The sequence below is a fragment of the Streptomyces sp. NBC_00090 genome, from assembly GCF_045160815.1.
Classification (GTDB): domain Bacteria; phylum Actinomycetota; class Actinomycetes; order Streptomycetales; family Streptomycetaceae; genus Streptomyces.
The window spans coordinates 8,571,444-8,592,513 of sequence record NZ_CP108224.1 but is presented as its reverse complement, the minus strand read 5'-3'; the positions used below and the strand labels follow the sequence as shown (position 1 = coordinate 8,592,513).

General features: G+C 72.3%; 7 protein-coding genes. 6 read left to right on the top strand and 1 reads right to left on the bottom strand.

Annotation, left to right across the window (positions count from 1 at the left end; translation table 11 throughout):
• Positions 1 to 61 precede the first annotated feature (61 nt).
• Genes OG361_RS38060 through OG361_RS38045 form a run of 4 tightly spaced genes read left to right on the top strand, consistent with a single transcriptional unit; the run spans position 62 to position 4,139 of the window.
• Complete coding sequence (locus OG361_RS38060; RefSeq protein WP_405861041.1) at positions 62 to 1,555, top strand: AMP-binding protein; 1,494 nt, start codon at positions 62 to 64, stop codon at positions 1,553 to 1,555.
• Positions 1,552 to 2,628: a methyltransferase gene (locus tag OG361_RS38055; protein WP_405861039.1), complete on the top strand. Its 1,077-nt coding sequence runs from the start codon at positions 1,552 to 1,554 to the stop codon at positions 2,626 to 2,628. Before OG361_RS38060 ends, OG361_RS38055 begins: the two co-directional genes overlap by 4 nt.
• 6 nt (positions 2,629 to 2,634) lie before the next feature.
• Complete coding sequence (locus OG361_RS38050) at positions 2,635 to 3,879, top strand: cytochrome P450 (RefSeq protein WP_405861037.1); 1,245 nt, start codon at positions 2,635 to 2,637, stop codon at positions 3,877 to 3,879.
• Between the two features lie 23 nt (positions 3,880 to 3,902).
• Positions 3,903 to 4,139, top strand: coding sequence for a phosphopantetheine-binding protein (locus OG361_RS38045; protein WP_405861035.1), 237 nt, complete (start codon positions 3,903 to 3,905; stop codon positions 4,137 to 4,139).
• Between the two features lie 206 nt (positions 4,140 to 4,345).
• On the opposite strand, the gene OG361_RS38040 is transcribed toward OG361_RS38045, so the two are convergent.
• Positions 4,346 to 11,386 carry an amino acid adenylation domain-containing protein gene (locus OG361_RS38040; protein ID WP_405861033.1) on the bottom strand — a complete coding sequence of 2,347 codons (7,041 nt, stop codon included), beginning with the start codon at positions 11,384 to 11,386 and terminating at the stop codon, positions 4,346 to 4,348.
• Between the two features lie 276 nt (positions 11,387 to 11,662).
• Here OG361_RS38040 and OG361_RS38035 point away from each other — a divergent pair, with 276 nt between their 5' ends.
• Together OG361_RS38035 and OG361_RS38030 are read left to right on the top strand one after the other, a co-directional pair.
• Positions 11,663 to 20,914: an amino acid adenylation domain-containing protein gene (locus tag OG361_RS38035; protein ID WP_405861031.1), complete on the top strand. Its 9,252-nt coding sequence runs from the start codon at positions 11,663 to 11,665 to the stop codon at positions 20,912 to 20,914.
• On the top strand, positions 20,911 to 21,036 hold the full coding sequence (locus OG361_RS38030; protein ID WP_405861029.1) for a hypothetical protein: 126 nt from the start codon (positions 20,911 to 20,913) through the stop codon (positions 21,034 to 21,036). The genes OG361_RS38035 and OG361_RS38030 overlap by 4 nt, the downstream gene beginning before the upstream one ends.
• Positions 21,037 to 21,070 lie beyond the last annotated feature (34 nt).

Sequence of the window (21,070 nt, the reverse complement as noted above, 5' to 3'; positions counted from 1 at the left end):
GGTACCGGGGTATCCGCTATGGGGTTCGTAGGGGTTGCGCACGCCACCGTGGCAGGTGAATATGCGTGCGATCGAAGCTGCGGACAAGGAGCGGCACGTGCTGATTCATCAGGTACTCGACGAGTGCGCGGCAGAATACGGCGACCATATTGCGCTGATTGACGACAACGGCCCGGTCACCTATTCCCAACTTGTTTCAACGGCCGATTCGTATGCCGCCGCACTGGTCGAGGCAGGGGTGGGACCGGGTTGCCTGGTGCCGGTACGCATCACCCGCTCGGCCCGGATGGTGACGTTCCTGCTGGCCGTGCTGAAGACGGGTGCGGCGTACTGCCCCATCGACGTGAAGTGGCCGGACGAGCGAGTACGGGAACTGCTGCGCCTGCTGCGGGCACCGCTGTTCGTCACGGACACGCCGCTCGCCGGCGCACCGTGCTGGACACCACCGTCCACACCCGCACCCGGGTCCCGGACGGTCCGGGCGGACATCGGGCCGGACGACCCGGCCTGTGTCTTCTTCACCTCCGGCAGCACCGGCGTCCCCAAGGGAGTGGTGACTCCCCACCGGGCCGTGCTGCGGCTCTTCGACAGCGGCCCCCTGGCGGCCTTCGGCCCCGGGCGGGTGCTGCCGCAGCTCGCCCCGGTCGGCTGGGACGCCTGCGGACTGGAACTGTGGGGCATGTTGTGCCGGGGCGGCACCGTGGTGCTGCCGGACGAGGACCATCTGCTGCCGGACACCCTGCGCGACCTGATCGCACGACACGGCGTGAACACCCTCGTCCTGGTCGCGTCCGTGGTGAACCTGCTGGTACGGCTGGACCCCGACTGCTTCCGTGGCGTCGACCTGATGTTCATCGGTGGTGAACGGCTGGCTCCCGAGCCGGTGCGCGCGCTGCTGCTGCGGCACCCGGACACGACCGTCCACAACTGTTACGGCCCGGTGGAGAGTTTCGCCTTCGCCACCATGCATCGCATCCGGCCCGAGGACTGCGACCGGCCGCACGGCGTGCCCATCGGGCGGCCGGTGCCCGGCACGGAGGTCCACCTGATCGACGGCGAACTGTGCGTCGCGGGCGCGGGGCTGGCTCAGGGATACCTGCGCAACGCGGAACTCACCGCCGAGCGGTTCGTCACCGTCGAAGTCCGGGGTGTGCCGACGAGGGTCTACCGCACCGGTGACCGCGCGGTACGCGACGCCGAGGGAGTGCTGCACTTCCTGGGCCGCGCCGACCGGCAGGTGAAGATCCGCGGATACCGGGTGGAGCTGGGCGAGGTGGAGAGCCGTGCCGCGGGCCGCGCCGGCGTGCGCGACTGCGTGGCGGTGGCGCTGTCCGGCCGAAGCGGCGCGTACGAACGTCTGGCGCTGGCCTTCACCGGCGACGCGGACCCGCACCAGGTCCGAGCGGAGCTGCGCGACCGGCTCCCCGGCCACCTGGTGCCCGATCTGGTGCGCCGCCTCGACGAACTCCCCCACAACGCCAACGGCAAGGTCGACCACCGAGCCGTGACAGAGCTGCTGCTGCGCGTCCCGACCCAGGAAAGGGGCCGACGATGACCACGCACATCGAGACGACCGATACCACCTCTGCCGAGACCGCCTTTGCCGAGACCGCCTCCGCCGAGACCACTGCCAGGATCGTGGAGGACTACCTCACGCTCGTCGACGACAGCATGGTCGCGGTGCTGCCGCACGCCTTGCGCATCGCCATCGAACTCGGCGTCGCCGATGTGATGGACTCCTCGACCACACAGTCCGTGGCGACCACGGCGGAGCTGATCGATGCCGACCCCGACGCCCTGGGCCGGCTGCTGTCCGCCCTCGGCGCGGCCGGATTCTTCGCCGGCGACTCCGCCACCGGCTTCCGGCTGACCGCGCTCGGCGCGCGGCTGCGCCGGGACGATCCGCACAGCCTCTCCGCGTCGCTGGTCAATGCCGAGAGCCAGCTGGCCTGGCTGCGTGCCACGGACACCTTCCGCACCGGTGCGGCATCCTTCGACGGCGGCGACGGCAGCGGTGGCGGTGACTTCTTCGGGGTCAAGAACACCCAACGCGGCGCGAACCTCGCGTTCCTGCGCCGGATGCGGGAACGTACCGGCCGCCTGTACCGGCAGGCGGCCGAGGCCGTCGACTGGTCGGGGTCGGAGACCATCCTGGACATCGGCGGCGCCGACGGCTTTCTCCTCGGCGAGATCCTCGCGGCGGCCCCGCACGCGAGCGGCATCCTGTTCGACCGCCCCACGGTGATCGACGAGGTGAACCTCCGCGGTGGTGTCCCCGGTTGCCGCACCGTGCCCGGCGACTTCTTCGTCGCGGTGCCCGCCGGCGCGGACACCCACCTTCTGTGCAGCGTGCTGCACGACTGGACCGACGACCAGGCGGTGGACATTCTGCGGTCGAGCCGTCACGCGCTGGCGCCCGGCGGCCGGCTGCTGGTGATCGAGATGCTGGTACCGGAGGACGGCACCCAGCACATCAGCCGCTGGAGCGACCTCGGCATGATGGTCCTCACCGGCGGCCGGGAACGCGGCCGGGCCGGGTTCGCCCGGATCCTGGAGGCCGCCGGCTACCGCATGCACCGGGTCCTGGCGATCCCGGAGTCGCCGTTCTCCGTGATCGAGGCGCGCTGACCGGCGATGGACATCGACCTGCTCGCGCCGGACGTCTTCTCCGGGCACCGGTTCCTGGACCAGCTCGCGGCCGTGCGCGCCCGTCCCGGCCTGACCTGGCATCCGGAGCCGGACGGTCCCGGATTCTGGGTGGCGGCCCGGTATGACGACGTCCATACGGTCCTGGGTGATCCGGCCACGTTCAGTTCCCGCGAGGGCATCAGGCTGGGCGGAACGGACGAGGCGGCCCGCCTGGTCGCCGACCGGATGATGGTGGTCAGCGACCCGCCGCGGCACGGCCGGATCCGCCGCGTGGTGGGGGCGCCGTTCACCCCGGCAGCGCTGCGGCTCTGGCACGACCGGATCGTCGCCGGCGTCACCGACCTGGTGGACGAGGTGGTCGAGGCGGGTGCCGGCGGGCCCTTGGGTGACCGGCCGGACGAGGCGGCCGGGCCACTGGTCCGAGACGCCGTGGTCCGAGACGCCGTGGTCCGAGACGCCGTCGGTGACTTGACGCAGCGGCTGCCCAACCAGGTCATCTGCGCCATGATGGATCTGCCCCGGGCCGACTGGCCGTTGATCGGCAGACTCACCACCGACGGCCTGGACTCCCCCGACCCGATCGACCGGCTGGACGCGAACGCGGAGATCTTCGGCTACTTCGCCGACCTGATCCACCAGCGCCGTGCCCGCCCCGGCGACGACCTGATCAGCGCACTGCTCGCGGCCGGTGGCGACCTGACCGACGACGAGCTGATTCTCAACTGCAGCGGCGTGCTGACCGGTGCCAGCGAGACCGTCCGGTACGCGGCGGCCGGAGCGCTGCTGGTCTTCGCCGACCGGCCCGAGCTGTGGACGGCGCTGCGCGCGTCGCCGGAGTTGCTGCCCACCACCGTCGAGGAGATCCTGCGCTGGACCAGCCCCGGTCTGCACGCGCTGCGCACGGTGACCCGCCCGGTAACGGTCTCCGGCAGCGACCTGCTCCCCGGCGAGCGGGTGACCGCCTGGCTCTGCTCGGCCAACCGCGACCCGGCCGTCTTCCCCGACCCGGACACCTTCCGGCCCGACCGCACCCCCAACCGGCACCTCGCGTTCGGCTGGGGCCCTCACGTCTGCGTCGGGGCCCGGGTCGCCAGGCTCGAACTGACCGCTCTGCTGACCGCGTTGATCAGCCGCGTGCGCACGATAGCCCCGGCCGGCAAGCCGGTCTGGAGCACCGGCAACTTCATCCACGGACTGACCAGCCTGCCGGTGCTGCTGCGCCCGGCATGAGCCCGCCAAGGAGCTGATGGACGATGGGTACCACCACAATCGCCGAGATATGGCAGGAGGTTCTCGGCGTCCCGGTCCAGGACGACGACGACTTCTTCGCCCTGGGGGGTCAGTCACTGGCGGCCATGGAGGTGGTGGCCGCGGTGCGTCTGCGCCTCGGCATCACGGTCCGGGTCCGGGTCCTGCTGGAACACCCCGTACTTGCGGACTTCGCGGGCCAGCTCGCCCTGTCCGGGGAACAGTCCCCGGATCGATCCTGACAACCCGATCAACAGGACGGCGGGAGCGAATTCTTCGCTCCCGCCGTCCTGTTGCGTGCACTCACCCGGCCGCGCTCTCCCCCGAGGGCTCTGTCCCCGGGAAGCGCGGCCTCCGGCCTTGCGTCCGACGCCAGGGTGTGCGCGGGTGCGCGGCCACCGTCAGGATCCGACGCCAGGGTGGTGTCCACCGGTGCCCGCGGCCACCGTCAGGGCCGGACCAGCCGCTCCAGGACACCGCGCAGACTCTCCGCCAGTGTGGTCAGGTGAGGCTGCTGCAGCATGGTGTGGTGGTCACCGGGGACCGTGTGGAGTTCGAAGCCGGCACGGGCGAGGACGCGCCACGGGCGGATCTTCGGCCTGCGCGGTTGCTGCTGCGCCGACAGCAGCACCAGGCGGCCGTCGACAGGGCCCGGGCGGTGCCGCAGCAGTGCCCGGGTGTTGGCCTCGAAGACCCGTATCCGATCCCGCATGTCGTCACGGATGCCTTCCGGGACGAGGGCCGCGCGCTCCAGGAGGTCCAGCAGCGCTTCGTCCTGGCGGTCCGGCGACAGACCCCGCAGCGCGGCCTCGTCGTACCGGGGTACCGGCACGCCCGCCAGGCCGGCCAGGTCGTGGACGAAGCCGCCGAGGAGCACCGCGCGGTCCGGCAGCTCCTTGCCCAGGTACGGTGGCATTCCGGTGTCCAGCATGACGACCAGCGCGACCGGTTCGCCCGCGGCGGTCAGCTGACCGGCCATCTCCGCGGCCACCACGCCGCCCAGGGACCAGCCGCCGAGATGGTAGGGGCCGTGCGGCTGGACGGCGCGGATCGCCTCGACGTACCGCGCGGCCAGGGCGGTCAGCGACGTGGTGACCGGGCCGCCGTCAAGGCCCGGGTCCTCCAGGCCGTAGAGCGGCTGCTCGGGGTCGATCAGGCGGGCCAGCGGCAGGTACGGCACCACGGATCCACCGACGGCGTGGACCAGGAAGAGCGGCGGCCGGCTGCCGGTGCGTTTGATCGGCACCAGCGGCGACGGCCGGGTCCGGTTCTGGCGGGACGGATCGAGCAGCATGGCGGTCATCTCCACGGTCGGAGCCGAGTACAGGTCGCGCATGTCCAGTTCGACGCCGAACTCCCGGCGGATCTCGGCACGCAGCCGGGTCAGGTCGAGGGAGGTGCCGCCCAGGTCGAAGAAGCTGTCGCGGACGCCGATCCGGTCGGTGCCCAGCAGACCGGCCCAGACCCGGGCGACCGCGTGTTCGGTGTCGTCGCGCGGCGCGACGAACTCGCCGGTGCGGCTCGGCTCCGGTGCGGGCAGCGCGCCCCGGTCCACCTTGCCGTTGCCGGTCAACGCGATGCGCTCCACGGGTACCAGTGCGGAGGGCACCATGTAGTCGGGCAGGCGGGCCGCCAGGTGCGCGCGGATCTCGCCGAGGTCGCCGGGGTCGCCCGCCCCCGTCACCACGTAACCGACGAGACGGTCGTCACGAACGGTCACACACGCGCTGTCGACGCGGGGATGAGCGGCGAGTACGGCTTCGATCTCGCCGAGTTCGATCCGGAACCCGCGGATCTTGACCTGCTGGTCGATGCGGCCCAGGTACTCCAGGCCCCCGTCGGCGCGGCGCCGGGCCAGGTCGCCGGAGCGGTAGAGCCGGGCGCCGGGTGTGCCGCCGAACCGGTCGGCGACGAATCGCTGTGCACTCAGGTCGGGCCGGTGCAGGTAGCCCCAGGACAGACCGGCGCCGCCGACGAGAAGTTCGCCCGGTACGCCGATGGGTGCCGGCTGCCCGGCCGGGTCGACGACCCACAGCGACAGGTCGGGTATCGGCTCGCCGATGGGGCCGGCGTTGTCACGCAGGAGCTCCCGGGTCAGCGGGCAGTACGTGACGTGGACCGTGGTCTCGGTGATGCCGTACATGTTGACCAGCCGCGGGTGGTCCTCGCCGTGCCGGTCGAACCAGCGCCGTACCGAGTCGATGTCCAGCGCGTCGCCGCCGAAGATCACGTACCGCAGGGAGAGTGCCTCCGGGCGCTCCTCGTCGACCGCGACCAGCTGCCGGAACGCGGCCGGGGTCTGGTTGAGCACCGTGACCTTCTCGCGGGCCAGCAGCCGCTGGAAGTCCTCGGGCGAGCGGGTCTGCCAGAACGGCACCACGACCAGCCGACCGCCGTGGGCGAGGGCGCCCCACAGTTCCCAGACGGAGAAGTCGAAGGCGAACGAGTGGAACAGCGTCCACACGTCCCGCTCGTCGAACCGGTACCAGTCCTGGGTGGCCCGCATCAGCCGGACGACCTGGCCGTGCGGGACGGTGACCGCCTTGGGTTCCCCGGTCGAGCCCGACGTGTAGATCAGGTAGGCCAGGTCGGCACCGGTCACGGTCAGGTCCGGTACCGGGAGGTCCCCGTCGGTGTCGGCGTCCAGCGGCAGCGCGGTCGCGGGCACCTCGAGTCCTCGCTGGGTGACCACCACCGACAGGCCCGCGTCGGCGGCCATGTAGGACAGCCGCTGCGCCGGGTAGTCGGGATCCAGCGGTACGTACGCGGCACCGGCGCGCAGGATGCCCAGGATCCCGACGACAAGGTCCGTGTCCCGGCGTGTGCACAGGCCGACCAGGCTTCCCCGGGTGACCCCTCGGGCCGCCAGCCGGGCGGCCAGCCGTTCGGCACGCCGGGCCAGTTCCCGATAGGTCGTCCGCTCCTCGCCGGCGACCACCGCCACCGCGTCGGGGCGCAGTCGGACCTGTTCGGCGAACAGGTCCCACAGCGAGGCGTCGGCCGGCACCTCGCGCCGGGCGCTGCTCCACCGGTGCAGCAGCGCCGCCTCGTCCGGCCCGGGCAGGACGAAGTCGCACACCGTGGTGTCCGGGGCCGTCACCGCACGGGTCAGGACACGGCCCAGGTGTTCGAGCAACCGGGTGATCCGGTCGGTGTCGAACAGGTCGGTGGCGTACTCGGCCTGCAACCGCAGTCCGCCGTCGGCGGTGACGGTGGCGTGCGCGGCCAGGTCGAAGCGGGCGACCGAACCGGCCACTGGCAGCGGTTCGACGGTGACCGGGCCGAGCGCCGGCGCGGCTTCCGAGACCTCGTCGGCGTGCAGGGTGAGGCTGATCTGGAAGAGCGGGTTGCGGCCCGGTTCACGGGCAGGCCGCAGCTGTTCGACCAGCGTGCTGAAGGGGAGGTCCTGATGTTCGGTGGCACCCTGCACGGCCAGTTCGCAGCGGCGTACCAGCTCCCGGAAGGTCGGGGTGCCGGCGACGTCGGCGCGCAGCACGACGGTGTTGGCGAAGTAACCGACCAGCGGCTCGAGTTCGGGGCGGTTGCGGCCGTAGAAGACCGAACCGATGCCTATGTCGTCCTGCCCGGTGTGCCGGGAGAGCACCACCAGGAATCCGGCCATCAGTACGGACAGCAGTGATCCGCGTTCGGCGTCGGCCAGTCGGCGCAGCGAGGCGCCGAGACCGTCCCGCAGGTGGAGTTCCACCGTGGCCCCGGGGTGTCCGGCGCCGGCGCCGCGCGGGCGGTCGGTCGGGAAGTCCAGCTGCGGCAGCGCGTGGAGCTGTTCGCGCCAGTAGCCGAGCTGCTTGTCCAGCACGTCGTCGGCGAGCCAGGTGCGCTGCCAGACGGCGTGGTCGGCCGGCTGGATGTCCAATGCCGGGAGGGAGGCGTCCGGATCGGTGTACAGGGTGGACAGTTCGTCGAGCAGGACGCCCGCCGACCATCCGTCGGCGATGATGTGGTGGGTGCACAGCACCAGCACGTGCTCGACCGGGCCGAGCCGCAGCAGTTCCGTGCGCAGCAGCCGGTCGGTGGCCAGGTCGAACGGGCGGGTGGCGGCCTCCGCGAGCGCCTCCGGCACGTCGTCCGGGTGGATCGGGGTCACCGGGAGCGGCCAGGCCGGCGGTGCGGGATCGGTCACCTGGACCGGAACGCCGTCCACCGCGACGAACCGGGTGCGCAGGCTCTCGTGCCGGCCGACCAGTCGGCCCAGGGCGCGGGAGAGCCGGTCGACGTCGAGCCGGCCGCGCAGTCGCAGCGCGAGCGGCACGTTGTAGACCGGGGAGCCGGGATCGAGCTGGTGCAGGAACCACAGGCCTTCCTGCTGGTACGACAGCGGCGGCGCGGCGGTTCGCGCGGCGGCGGGGATCCGTCGCCGGCTGTCCGGTTCGACGAGCCGGGTGGCGAGTTCGGCGACGGTGGGCGCCTGGAACAGGGTCGCCACGCCGAGGTCCACACCGAACGTGGTACGGATGCGGTTGATCAGCCGGATCGCGAGCAGCGAGTGGCCGCCGAGCGTGAAGAAGCCGTCGTGCACACCGACCCGCGGTACCTGCAGTACCTCGGCGAACAGTACGCACAGTGCGCGTTCCCGGTCGTCGCGAGGTGCCACGTACTCCGTGCCGGAGGCGTCCTGATCGGGTGTCGGCAGCAACCGCCGGTCGATCTTGCCGTTCGGGGTGAGCGGGAGCTGTTCGAGCGGGACCAGAGCGGAGGGCACCATGTACGGCGGCAGCACCGAGGCCGCCGCGGCACGGATCCCGGCGAGGTCCGGCGACGGTACGGCGGGTACCAGGTATCCGACGAGGCGCTTGTCGCCCGGCCGGTCCTCGCGGGCGTGCACGTGGGCCTGCGCCACGTGCGGGTGACGCACCAGAACGCTCTCCACCTCGCCTGGTTCGACCCGGAAGCCGCGGATCTTCACCTGGGTGTCGGCCCGGCCGGCGAACTCGAGGCTCCCGTCGGCGCGCCACCGGGCCAGGTCGCCGGTGCGGTACATCCGGGTACCGGGCTCGCCGAACGGGTCGGCGACGAAGCGTTCGGCGCTCAGCCCGGCACGGCCGGCGTACCCGCGCGCCAGACCGGCACCGGCCGCGTAGAGCTCGCCGATCACCCCGACCGGTACGGGCCGCAGCCGGTCGTCGAGGAGGTAGACGGCGGTGTTGTCCATGGGTCGGCCCATCGGCACGCTGTCCGGCACCGTGTCCGGGTCGTGCAGGGGCATCTGCACCGAGCACATGGTCAGTTCGGTGGGACCGTACGTGGCGCGGACCCGCAGGCCCGGGTGGCGGCGCAGGACCGCGCGGACCGCGGCGGGGCTGATCACGTCGCCGCCGGTCATCACCTCGCGCAGTCCGGCGAAGCAGTCCGGGTCCTCCTCGGCGATGACCTGGAAGAGGCCGGAGACCAGCAGCACGTCGGTGAGGCCGGCGGCCCGCACGACGGCGCCGTCGACATCGCCGACCGGTGCCACGACGACCTCTCCGCCGGACAGCAGCGGCACCCAGATCTCGCAGGTCGACGCGTCGAAGGCGTGCGGTGAGTGCAGCAGCGCGCGGCGGGGTCGTTCGTCCTGCCAGCACCGGTCGTGGGCGAACGCGAGCACTCCGCGCTGGGTGGTGACGACCCCTTTGGGCGCACCGGTCGAGCCCGACGTGTACATGATGTACGCGGCCTGCTCGGGGTGCGCGACACCGGCCGGTACGGCGGCGTGGTCGGCCGACGTGGCCAGGAAACCGGTCACCGTCAGGGTCTCCACCTCGGCGCCGGTCACCACGTCGTGGTCGCGCAGCGCGTCGTCGACCAGCAGCAGTTCCACGCCGGCCTGGTCCAGCATGTCGCGCAGCCGTTCCGTGGGCGCGGTCAGCGGCAGTGGTACGAAGCAGCCGCCTGCCTTGAGCACCGCGAGCATCGACACGATCAGGTCGGCGGAGCGCTGCTGGAGTATCGCGACCCGTGTCTCCGCCGCCACGCCCAGCCGGGTCAGGCGGCCGGCCAGCAGGTCGCTTCGCCGGTCCAGTTCGACGTAGCTCAGCGTGCCGTCCGTATCGGACACGGCGGGCGCGGCGGGAGTCCGGGCGGCCTGCAGGGCGAATGCCCGGGCGAGTCCGATCGACGGTTCCGGTCGGGTCGTGCCGTTCCACTCGTACAGCACGGTGTCGCGTTCGCGGGCGGCAAGGAGGTCGATGTCGCACAGGGCCCGGTCCGGGTCGTCCACCACCTCTTCGAGCAGCCGCACCAGGCGGTGCGCGAACGCCGTGACCGTGTCCCGGTCGAAGAGTTCGGTGCGGTAGACGAGCTGCGCGGCCAGCTCCAGCGGCGTGCCGTCCGCGGCGTACCGGTCGGTGAAGGCGACCGACAGGTCGAAGTGCGCCGCGATGGTCCGGTTCCGCAGCTCCGTCACGGTCAGGCCGTCCAGGGTGTACTGCGCGGCGGCGTTGTTCTGCAGCACCAGCGCGACCTGGAAGAGCGGGTGCCGGTTGAGCGCCCGGCTCGGGTTGAGCGCCTCGACGAGCCGGTCGAACGGCAACTCTGGGTGCGCGAGGGCGGCGATGTCCGCCTCCCGGGCCCGCGCGAGCAGCTGCCGGAACGTCGGGTCCCCGCCCGTGTCCAGCCGCAGCACCAACGTGTTCACGAAGAACCCGATCAGGTCCTCGAGGTCCTCTTCGGCGCGGCCCGCGTCCATCGTGCCGAGCGGGATGTCGGTGCCGGCTCCCAGCCTGCTCAGCAGGGCCGCGAGGGCCGCGTGCACGACCATGAACAGCGACGCGTCGGCATCGCGCGCGAGCCGCAGCAGTCGCGCGTGCAGCTCCGCCGGCAGGTCCAGCCGTACCTCACCGCCGTCGTCGCCGGAGACCTCCGGCCGGGGCCGGTCCAGTGGCAGCGGCAGCTCGTCGGGCACGTCGGCGAGCCGCCCGGTCCAGTGGGCGAGGAGGTCCGCACCGTCCGGGCCCTCGAGGAGTTCCCGCTGCCACAGCGCGTAGTCGGCGTACTGGACGGGCAGTGGCTCCCAGTCCGGCGCGGCACCGGCCCGGCGGGCCGCGTAGGCGGTGCCCAGGTCGCGGCCGAGCAGCGCCATCGACCAGCCGTCGCCGACGATGTGGTGGAGCACCATGTGCAGCGTGTGGCTCCGCTCGCCGGTGCGCAGCAGCCACACCCTCAGCGGCAGGTCCGCCGTCAGGTCGAACGCGTGCCTGGCCAGCCGGTCCAATGTCGTGGGCAGTTCGGCCGCCGTGACGTCCAGTTCGGTGATGAACTCGGCGACGTCCACGGTGTCGCGAACCCGCTGCCACGGCTCGCCGTCGACCTCGGGAAAGACCGTGCGCAGGCTCTCGTGCCGGGCCACCAGGTCACCCAGGGCGGAGCGCAGGGCCGCGGTGTCGAGCGGACCCTCCAACCGAAGCGCGAGCGGCAGGTTGTAGGTCCAGGCGTCGGTGTCGAGGCGGTTGAGAAACCACAGGCGTTGCTGCGCGAAAGACAACGGGAACACGAATCCTCCTGCGCCTGCGAGACATCGATGGTCGTCGGCCGCACACGATAGGACGGTTCCACGGAATGCAAGGTCACCGAGTCCGAAAGGGCTTTGCCCAAAGGGGTTTTGACGGCCTCATTTAGGGGTTGTCGCAAAACTTGCCGTCCGCTCATCATGAGCCAGCCCGCAAATGAGACCACCGGCACACATTGATCATGGAGAGCCGCGATGCCGTTTTCGCCGGAGCGCTTGCCGTCAGCCGATACCGAACTGCCCGGGTCCTTGCATGGTCTGGTGGCCCGGCACGCGGCGAGTCGCGGTGACGCACCGGCACTGCGCTGCGGCCCGGTCGAGTTGCGCTACGCCGAACTGGACGCCCGGGCCAACCAGCTGGCCCACGTGCTGCGCGGTCGCGGCATCGGCGCCGAGGACGTGGTGGCGCTGGCGCTGCCCCGCTCGGCCGACCTGATCGTCGCCATGCTCGCTGTCGGAAAGGCCGGCGGCGCGTTCCTGCCGGTCGACATCCATCACCCGGCCGAGCGGATCGCCTTCATGTGCGCCGACAGCGCGCCCCGCGCCCTGCTGGCCACCGCGGCGGTGCTGCCCGGGCTGCCGGACACCCCGGGTACCGCCCAGTTGTCGCTGCCGGAGCTCCTTGCCGAGGCGGCGACGGCGCCGGTGACCGCCCCGGACCCGGTGGACCATCCGCTGTCACTGTCGTACGTCATCTACACGTCCGGTTCGACGGGCAGGCCCAAAGGCGTCGCGGTACCGCACCGGGGGGTGCCGCCGTTCGGCGCCGACCTGGCGGACCGGATGGCGGCGGCCCCCCACTGCGTGGTGTCACAGCTCGCCTCGCCCAGTTTCGACGCCATGATCATCGAGGTGCTGCTGGCGTTCGTGCCGGGCGGCACCCTCGTCGTCTCGCCCCCCGACACACTGGTCGGCGAGGACCTGGCGGCGTTCCTCGCGGACAACCGGATCACCCACGCGTTCGTACCGCCGTCGGTGCTGGCGACCGTGCCACGGACCGATCTGCCGACGCTGCGGTCGCTGATGGTCGGTGGTGAGGCGTGCGGCGCGCGACTGGTGGACACCTGGAGCCCCGGCCGCCGGATGGTCAACGGCTACGGGCCCACCGAGACCAGCATGGCGATCACCCTCTCGGCCCCGCTCGTGCCCGGGCCGGACGCACCGCCGATCGGCTCCCGGGCCGGCGACACCCGCCTGTACGTACTGGACGACGGACTGCGCCCGACGCCCCCCGGCGAGATCGGCGAGCTGTACAGCGGAGGCGGTGGCGTGACCCGCGGGTACGTCGACCGCGCCGGGCTCACCGCACAGCGCTACGTCGCCGACCCGTTCGGGGCGCCGGGCACCCGGATGTACCGCACCGGCGACCTGGTGCGGCAGCTGCCCGACGGACAGCTCGCCTATTGCGGCCGGGCCGACGACCAGGTCAAGATCCGAGGCCTGCGGATCGAACCGGGCGAGATCGAGACGGTCCTCGCCGGGCACCCGGCGGTGGAGCAGGCCCGGGTCCTGGTGCACGAGGACCGGCTCGGCGAGAAACGGCTCGCCGCCTACCTGGTCGCCGCACAGGCACCGGAGACCGACGACGGCAACGCCGAACGGCACGTCGACGAGTGGCAGCAGATCTACGACACGTTCTACGACCAGTCCGACAGCGCGGGCTTCGGCGCCGACTTCTCCGGCTGGAACTCCAGCTACACCGGTGAGGGGATCCCGGTCGAGCAGATGGCCCGCTGGCGGGAGGCGATCGTCACCCGCGTACGGAGCTTCGCACCACGGCGCGTCCTGGAGGTCGGCGTCGGATCCGGCCTGATCCTGACGCCACTGGTCGGCCAGGTGGACGAGTACTGGGGCACCGACTACTCGGCGTCCGCGATCGAGGGGCTGCGCGACCGGCTCGCCGGCGAGGCGGGCACCGCCGGGAAGGTCACCCTGCGCGTCCAGGCCGCCGACGTCACCACCGGCCTGCCACACGGCCACTTCGACACGATCATCATCAACTCGGTCGTGCAGTACTTCCCCCATGAGCAGTACCTGCGGGACGTTCTGACCAAGCTGCTCGATCTGCTCGGGCCGGGCGGCCGGTTGCTCGTCGGTGACGTGCGGTGCCTGCCACTCGTGGACAGCATGTGGACCGGCGTCCGGCTCGGGCAGCTCGACCACGATCCGGGACCCGAGGTACTGCGCCGCGAGATCGAACAGGCAGTGACCCTGGAGAAGGAACTCCTGATCGACCCGGGCCTCTTCGGCACCGTCGGCGCCGGCGCGGTCGACGTGCGGCTCAAGCGCGGCTCCGACCACAACGAACTGACCAAGCACCGCTACGACGTGGTGCTGCACAAGGACGGCACCGACGCGCAGAACCTGTCGGCGGTCCCGGCGCTGAGCTGGGGGCCCGACGTCCGAGGTCCCGAGGACCTGGCCGCGCGTCTGGCCGACGGCACCGCGCTGCGGCTCACCGGGGTACGCAACGCCCGGGTCGCAGGTGAGGTCGCCGCCACGCGAGCGGTCCGGGCGGTCGCGCCGGTGGAGGTCTCGCGCGCCGCGCTCGAGGGGCCGGGCGACCAGATCGACCCGGAGTACTGGCACTCTCTCGCCGCGGCGCACGGACGCACCGCCGTGGTCACCTGGTCCGCGGACGGCCCGGACCTGCTCGACGTTCTCTTCCCTGCCACCGACGGCACACAGGTGCTGGACGGCGTGTACCTGCACCGCGGCTCCACCAGCTCCACCAGCTCCACCAGCTCCAACACCGTCACCGGCTCCACCGGGTCCACCGGGTCCACCGGCTTCACCAACGACCCGATCGCGACCCGCCGTCGCGGGCTGCTCGTCGCGGCGCTGCGCGACTGGGCCAAGGAGCGGCTCCCGTCCTACCTGGTGCCCTCCGCGTTCATGGTGCTCGACGCGCTGCCCCTGACGGCGAGCGGCAAGCTGGACCGGCAGGCACTGCCCGAACCCGACTTCCGCGGCACCGTGTCCGGCCGGGCGCCTCGTGACACGCGGGAGAAGCTGCTCTGCGAACTCGCAGCCGAACTGCTCGACCGGTCCTGGATCGGCATCGACGACAACTTCTTCGACCTCGGCGGCCACTCGCTCCTCGCCACCCGCCTGCTCAACCGGATCCGGGGCGCCTTCGGCGTCCGGCTCGGGCTCGACGCGCTGTTCGCCACGCCCACCATCGCGGGTCTCGCGGCCACCATCGCCGAGACCGCCGGGCAGGAGGCGCCGACCCTGGTCGCGGCCCCGCGACCGGAACGCGTCCCGCTGTCCTGGGCCCAGCAGCGCCTGTGGTTCGTCAACCGGATGGATCCGCTCGGCTGGACCTACAACCTCCCCGTGGTCCTGCGCCTGGCCGGCCCGATGGACCGGGACGCGCTGGTCGCCGCGGTCGAGGACCTGATGGCGCGGCACGAGTCGCTGCGCACCGTGTTCGACGAGCAGGACGGCCGGCCGTACCAGCGGATCCTTCCCCGGGTGCCGGCGAGCGATCTGGTCCGTGTGCTCGACGTGGCCGAGTCCGACCTGGACCAGGCCGTACGGACCGCCTGCCGGCAGCCCTTCGACATCACCGCGGAAGTGCCCGTGCGGGTGCGGCTGCTGCGCACCGCGCCGGAACGGCATGTGCTGGTGCTGGTGCTGCACCACATCGCCGGCGACGGATGGTCGATGCAGCCCCTGGCAAAGGATCTGGCCACCGCCTACGCGGCGCGGGTCGCCGGCACCGCGCCGGCCTGGCAGCCGCTGCCGGTGCAGTACGCCGACCACGCGCTGTGGCAGCGCGACCTGCTCTCCACGGCGTACCAGGAGCAGATGACCGGGTTCTGGCGCGACTACCTGACGGAGCTCCCGGAGGAACTGGCCCTGCCCTACGACCGGCCCCGCCCCAGCGGCGCCGACCACGACGGCGCGCTGCTCCCGTTGCGGATACCCGCGTCGCTGCATGCCGGCCTGCTGGCCGTGGCGCAGCAGAGCCGGACCACTCTCTTCATGGTGCTGCACGCCGCCCTGGCCGCGCTCTACACCCGGCTCGGCGCGGGCACCGACATCCCCATCGGGACCGTGGTCGCCGGGCGCAGCGACGACAAGCTCGACCATCTGATCGGCTTCTTCGTCAACAACCTGGTGCTGCGCACCGACACCGCGGGCGACCCGACCTTCCGCGAACTCCTGGAGCGCACCAGGACCGACGACGTGGCCGCCCTCAGCCACCAGGAGCTGCCCTTCGACCGTCTCGTCGAGGCACTCAACCCGGCCCGCGCACTCAGCCGCCACCCGCTCTTCCAGACCATGCTGGTCCTGCAGAACAACGCGGACGCCGACTTCGACCTGACCGGCCTGGACGTCGAGGTGGTCCGGTCGACGCCGTCGGCGGCGCAGCTCGACCTCTTCGTGAACCTCACCGACACCTACCGGCGGGACAGCACCGCCGACGGCATCGTCGGCGAGATCGTCTACCGCACCGGGCTCTTCGACCCGGACACCGTACGGTCGCTGGCGGACAGGTTCATCCGCGTCCTCCAGGCCGTCGTCACCGACCCCGACCAGCGGCTTGCCCGGCTCGACGTGCTCGACGGCGACGAACGCGACACCATCCTCCGGTCCTGGAACGACACGGTGCGGCCGCTGCCGGACGCGTCGTTACCGCGGCTGTTCGCCGCACGTGCCTCGGTGACCCCCGACACGGTGGCGGTCACCGGGCCGGTCACCCTGACCTACGCCGAACTGGACCGGCGCGCCAACCACCTGGCACACCGACTGGTCGCGGCCGGCGCGTCCCCGGACCGGCCGGTGGCGCTGTTGCAGCAGCGTTCGGCCGACCTGATCGTGTCCATGCTCGCGGTGCTCAAGGCCGGCGCCTCGTATCTGCCGCTGCCGCCGACCGCCCCCGCGGGCCGACTGCGCCGGATGGCCGACCAGGTCGGCGCCACCCTGCTCGTCACCGACCGGCCGCACGACCTGACGGGACTGACCGTGCTGGCACCGGGGGACGGCGAGTCGCCCGAGCCTCCCCGCCCGGACCCGCACCCGGACCAGGCCGCCTACGTGATGTTCACCAGCGGCTCGACCGGTACTCCCAAGGCCGTCGTCCTGACGCACCGGAACACGGCCGGGTTCGTCCGCGACCGGCTCTGGCGGGCCGGCGGCACGGTGCTGATGCACTCCGCCACCGGATTCGACGCGTCGGTGCACGAGATCTGGACACCGCTGCTGACCGGCGGCACGGTCGTGGTGGCTCCCGAGGAGATCCTCGACGACGCCGGTCTGGCCCGCGCGGTGACCGCGTACGGCGTGGACAGGATCTGGCTCACCTCCGGCCTCTTCGCGGCCCTCGCGGAGAACCCGGACTGCTTCGCGGGGATCCGGGAGATCCTGACCGGCGGCGACGTGGTGCCGCCCGGGGCGGTCGGACGGATCCTGGACCGCCACCCCGGCCTGACGGTCAGGGCCTTGTACGGTCCGACCGAGACCACCACCTGCTCCACCCGGTTCTCGATGTCCGACGCGCAGGCCGTGCCCGGCCGGGTGCCGATCGGCACGCCGATGGACAACACCCGGCTGTACGTGCTCGACGGGCACCTCCAGCCGGTGCCGGCCGGGGTCCCGGGCGAGCTCTACATCGCCGGCTCAGGGGTGTCGCGAGGGTACGCCGGACAGCCCGACCTGACCGCCGAACGGTTCACCGCCGATCCGTGGGGACCGCCCGGCAGCCGGATGTACCGCACCGGTGACATCACCCGGTGGCGAAGTGACGGCACCCTGGACTTCGTCGGGCGGGCCGACGCCCAGGTGAAGATCCGCGGCTTCCGGGTCGAACCCGCCGAGGTCGAGTCCTCGCTCACCGCCCTGTCGGGGGTCGGGCAGGCGTTCGTCACCGCCCACGAGGACCGCGGCGGCGACCGCAGGCTCGTCGCCTACCTGGTGCCCGGCGGCGCCGAGCTGGACGTCGCCGACGTACAGGGCCGGCTCGCCGCCGCACTCCCCGACTACCTGGTGCCCAGTGCCTATGTCGTCCTCGACCGGCTGCCGCTCACCGGAAACGGCAAGGTGGACCGGCGGGCCCTGCCGGAGCCCGAGTTCGCGACCGGCACCGGATACACGGCGCCGCGCACCCCTACCGAGGAGATCCTCGTCGAGCTCATGGGCGAGCTGCTCGGCAGGTCCCGGGTCGGCGCCCACGACAACTTCTTCGACCTCGGCGGCCACTCGCTCCTCGCCACCCGTCTGGTCAACCGGGTCCGCACCCACCTGGGAGCGGACCTGGGCATCGCGGACCTGTTCGAAGCCCCGACGGCGGCGGCACTCGGCGCACGGCTCGGCTCCGGCCAAGGCGCGAGCCGAACCCGCAGCGCCCTGCTGCCCGCCGCGCGGCCGTGTCCGCTGCCCCTGTCCTACGCCCAGGAGCGGCTGTGGTTCCTTTCCCGGTGGAACGGTCTCGGCTGGCCGCTGGTGCTGCGGCTGGACGGGGCCCTGGACCTCGGTGAGCTGCGCGCCGCGGTGGGCGATCTGCTGGAGCGGCACGAGACGCTGCGCACCCGCTTCCCGGAGGTCGACGGGGCGCCCAGCCAGCAGATCCTGGAAGAGGCCGACCCGGACGAGGTGCTGCGGGTGGCCACGGTGGACCCGGCCGACCTGGACCGGGAGCTGACGGCCGCAGCCCGCCACCGGTTCGACCTCACCACCGACCTGCCGCTGCGACTGCACCTGTTCCACACCGGCCCGGACCGGCACACGCTGCTGCTGCTGATGCATCACATCGCCGGCGACGGATGGTCCCTGGCCCCGCTGACCCGCGACCTCGCCCAGGCGTACGCCGCCCGCGTCCGTGGTGACGCGCCGGTCTGGCGCCCGCTGCCGGTCCAGTACGCCGACTACACGATGTGGCAGCGGGCCCTGCTCGAAGGACCGACCGGGGAACGCCTCTCGGAGTACTGGACCGGGCAACTCGCCGGGCTCCCGCAGGAGCTGGCGCTGCCCTACGACCGGCCCCGGCCCGACTCCTCGGACCTGCGTGGCGCACTGCTGCCGGTCACCCTGCCCGCTCCGCTGCACGCCGGCCTGCTGGACCTGGCCCGGCGTACGCACACCACGCTGTTCATGGTGCTGCACGCCGCACTCGCGACGCTCTACACCCGGCTCGGCGCGGGCACAGACATCCCCATCGGCACCGCGGTCGCCGGGCGCAGCGATGACAGCCTCGACCACCTGATCGGCTGTTTCGTCAACAGCCTGGTCCTGCGGACCGACACCGCCGGGGATCCGAGCTTCCGCGAACTGCTGGGTCGTGTGCGGGACCTGGACCTGGCCGCCTACGCCCACCAGGAGCTGCCGTTCGACCGGATCGTCGACGCGCTCAACCCGGCCCGCACACTGAGCCGGCACCCCCTCTTCCAGACCATGCTGGTGCTGCAGAACAACGCCGAGTCCGCTTTCGCGCTGTCCGGCGTGGACGTGTCGCCGGCGCCGGCCGAGGGTGCGCTCGAGGCGATCCGGGTCGGTCCGGTGGACTTCGACCTCAACCTGAGTTTCGTCGAGCACCACGGAGACGGCCGGGTGCCCGAGGGCATCACCGGTGAGGTGCGCTACCGCACCGACCTGTTCGACCGGGACACCGTGGCCGCTCTGACGGACCGGCTGCTGCGGGTGCTGAGCGCGGCCGTCGCGGATCCGGACGCGCCGATCGGGCGGATCGACCTGCTCTCCGACGCCGAACGACAGGCCGCGCTGTCGGGCCGGCGCGACAGCGTGCGACCGGTCGTCGACGAGGACCTCGCCGTCCTGTTCGCCCGGAAGGCCGCCGCCACCCCCGACGCGATCGCCGCGGTCGAGGGCGACCGGTCGATCAGTTACCGGGACCTCGACCGGCGTGCCAACCATCTGGCGCACGTGCTGGTGGCGGCGGGCTGCGCGCCCGACGATCCGGTGGCGGTACGTCAGCCGCGCGGTATCGACTACCTCGTGACGGTCCTCGCCGTCGTCAAGGCCGGTGGTGGCTATCTGCCCCTGCCCGGGTCCGCGCCGCTCGCCCGGCAGCAGCGGATGGTCGACCACATGCGGGCCCGCCTGCTCGTCACCGACCGGCCCACCGGGCTGACCGGGGTCACGGTCGTCACGCTCTCCCCCGGTACCGAGGAGCACGGTCCCACGGCCACCACCCACCCGGACCGCACCGCGTACACGATGTTCACCAGCGGCTCGACCGGCACCCCCAAGGCGGTCAGCGTCTCGCACCGCAGTGTCGCCGAGTTCGTCACCGACCGTGCCTGGGAGCGACTGCGACCGGCCGACACGCTGATGCACTCGCCGACATCGTTCGACCCGTCCACGTTCGAGATCTGGCTGCCCCTGCTGACCGGCGGCCGGGTGGTGATCGCGCCCGAGGGCGACCTGGACACCGAGGTACTGGCCCGCACCATCGTCGACGGGAGGGCGACCACCGCGGTCTTCACCTCCGCGCTGTTCAACCTGATGGTGGCCGAGGCGAGACCGGCACTGTCCGCGCTGGACCTCGTGTGGGTGGCCGGTGACGTGGTGTCGCCCGCGTCGGTCGCGGACCTGGTGGCCGACGCGCCGCACACCGCGGTCGCGGCCGCCTGGGGCACCACGGAGACCACCGTCATCTCCTCCTGGTACCCGATCGCCGCGGCGCCGGCCCGTACGGTGCCGATCGGCCGGGCGATGGACAACACCTGGCTGTATCTGCTCGACGAGCGTCTGCAGCCGGTGCCCCCCGGGGTACCCGGTGAGGTGTACGTGACCGGGACCGGCCTGGCCCGGGGCTACGCGCATCAGCCGGACGTGACCGCCGCCCGGTTCGTGGCCGACCCGTACGGCCCGGCCGGTGGGCGCATGTACCGCACCGGCGACCTCGCCCGGTACCGGCCCGACGGGGTGCTGGAGTTCGACGGCCGCGCCGACGCGCAGTTGAAGGTCCGTGGGTTCCGGATCGAACCGGCCGAGGTCGAAGCGGCCCTGACCGGCCACCCGGACGTGGCCCACGCGACGGTCACCGGGGACGGCGAGCGGCTGATCGGCTACCTCGTACCACCGGATGTGGACGTGGCCGCCGTGCGGGCGCACGCCGCCCGGACGCTCCCTGACTACATGGTGCCGAGCGTCTTCGTCACGCTGGACCGGCTGCCGCTGACCGGCAACGGCAAGGTCGACCGGAAGGCGCTGCCGGCACCCGGTCCAAGCGCGTCCGACACGGCCTACGTGGCACCCCGGGACGATCGGGAGGCCGCTTTGTGCGCGATGTTCGCCGAGGTCCTGAAGGCACCGCGGGTCGGCGTGCACGACAACTTCTTCGACCTCGGCGGCCACTCCCTGCTCGCCACCCGCCTGCTCAACCGGGTACGCACCCGGTTCGGTGCAAGCCTCAGCGTGGCCGCGCTCTTCGAGTCCCCGACGGTCGCCGCACTCACCGCACATCTCGGCCAGGCCGCGGACCGCACCCGGCCGAAACTTCGCCGGCGCACCGGCCCCACCGGTGAAGAAGCGGATTCCCGATGAGGCCACGGGCGAACATCCTGCGTGTCGGTGCCCACCGGACCGGTCGGCACGACAACCACCCCGCCGGCGTGCCGGGCGGCGCGGACCTCGACGAACCCGACCGGTTCGCGCGCGCCGCCTGACTGGCTCTCCCCTGCCACCCGGTGGCAGGGGACC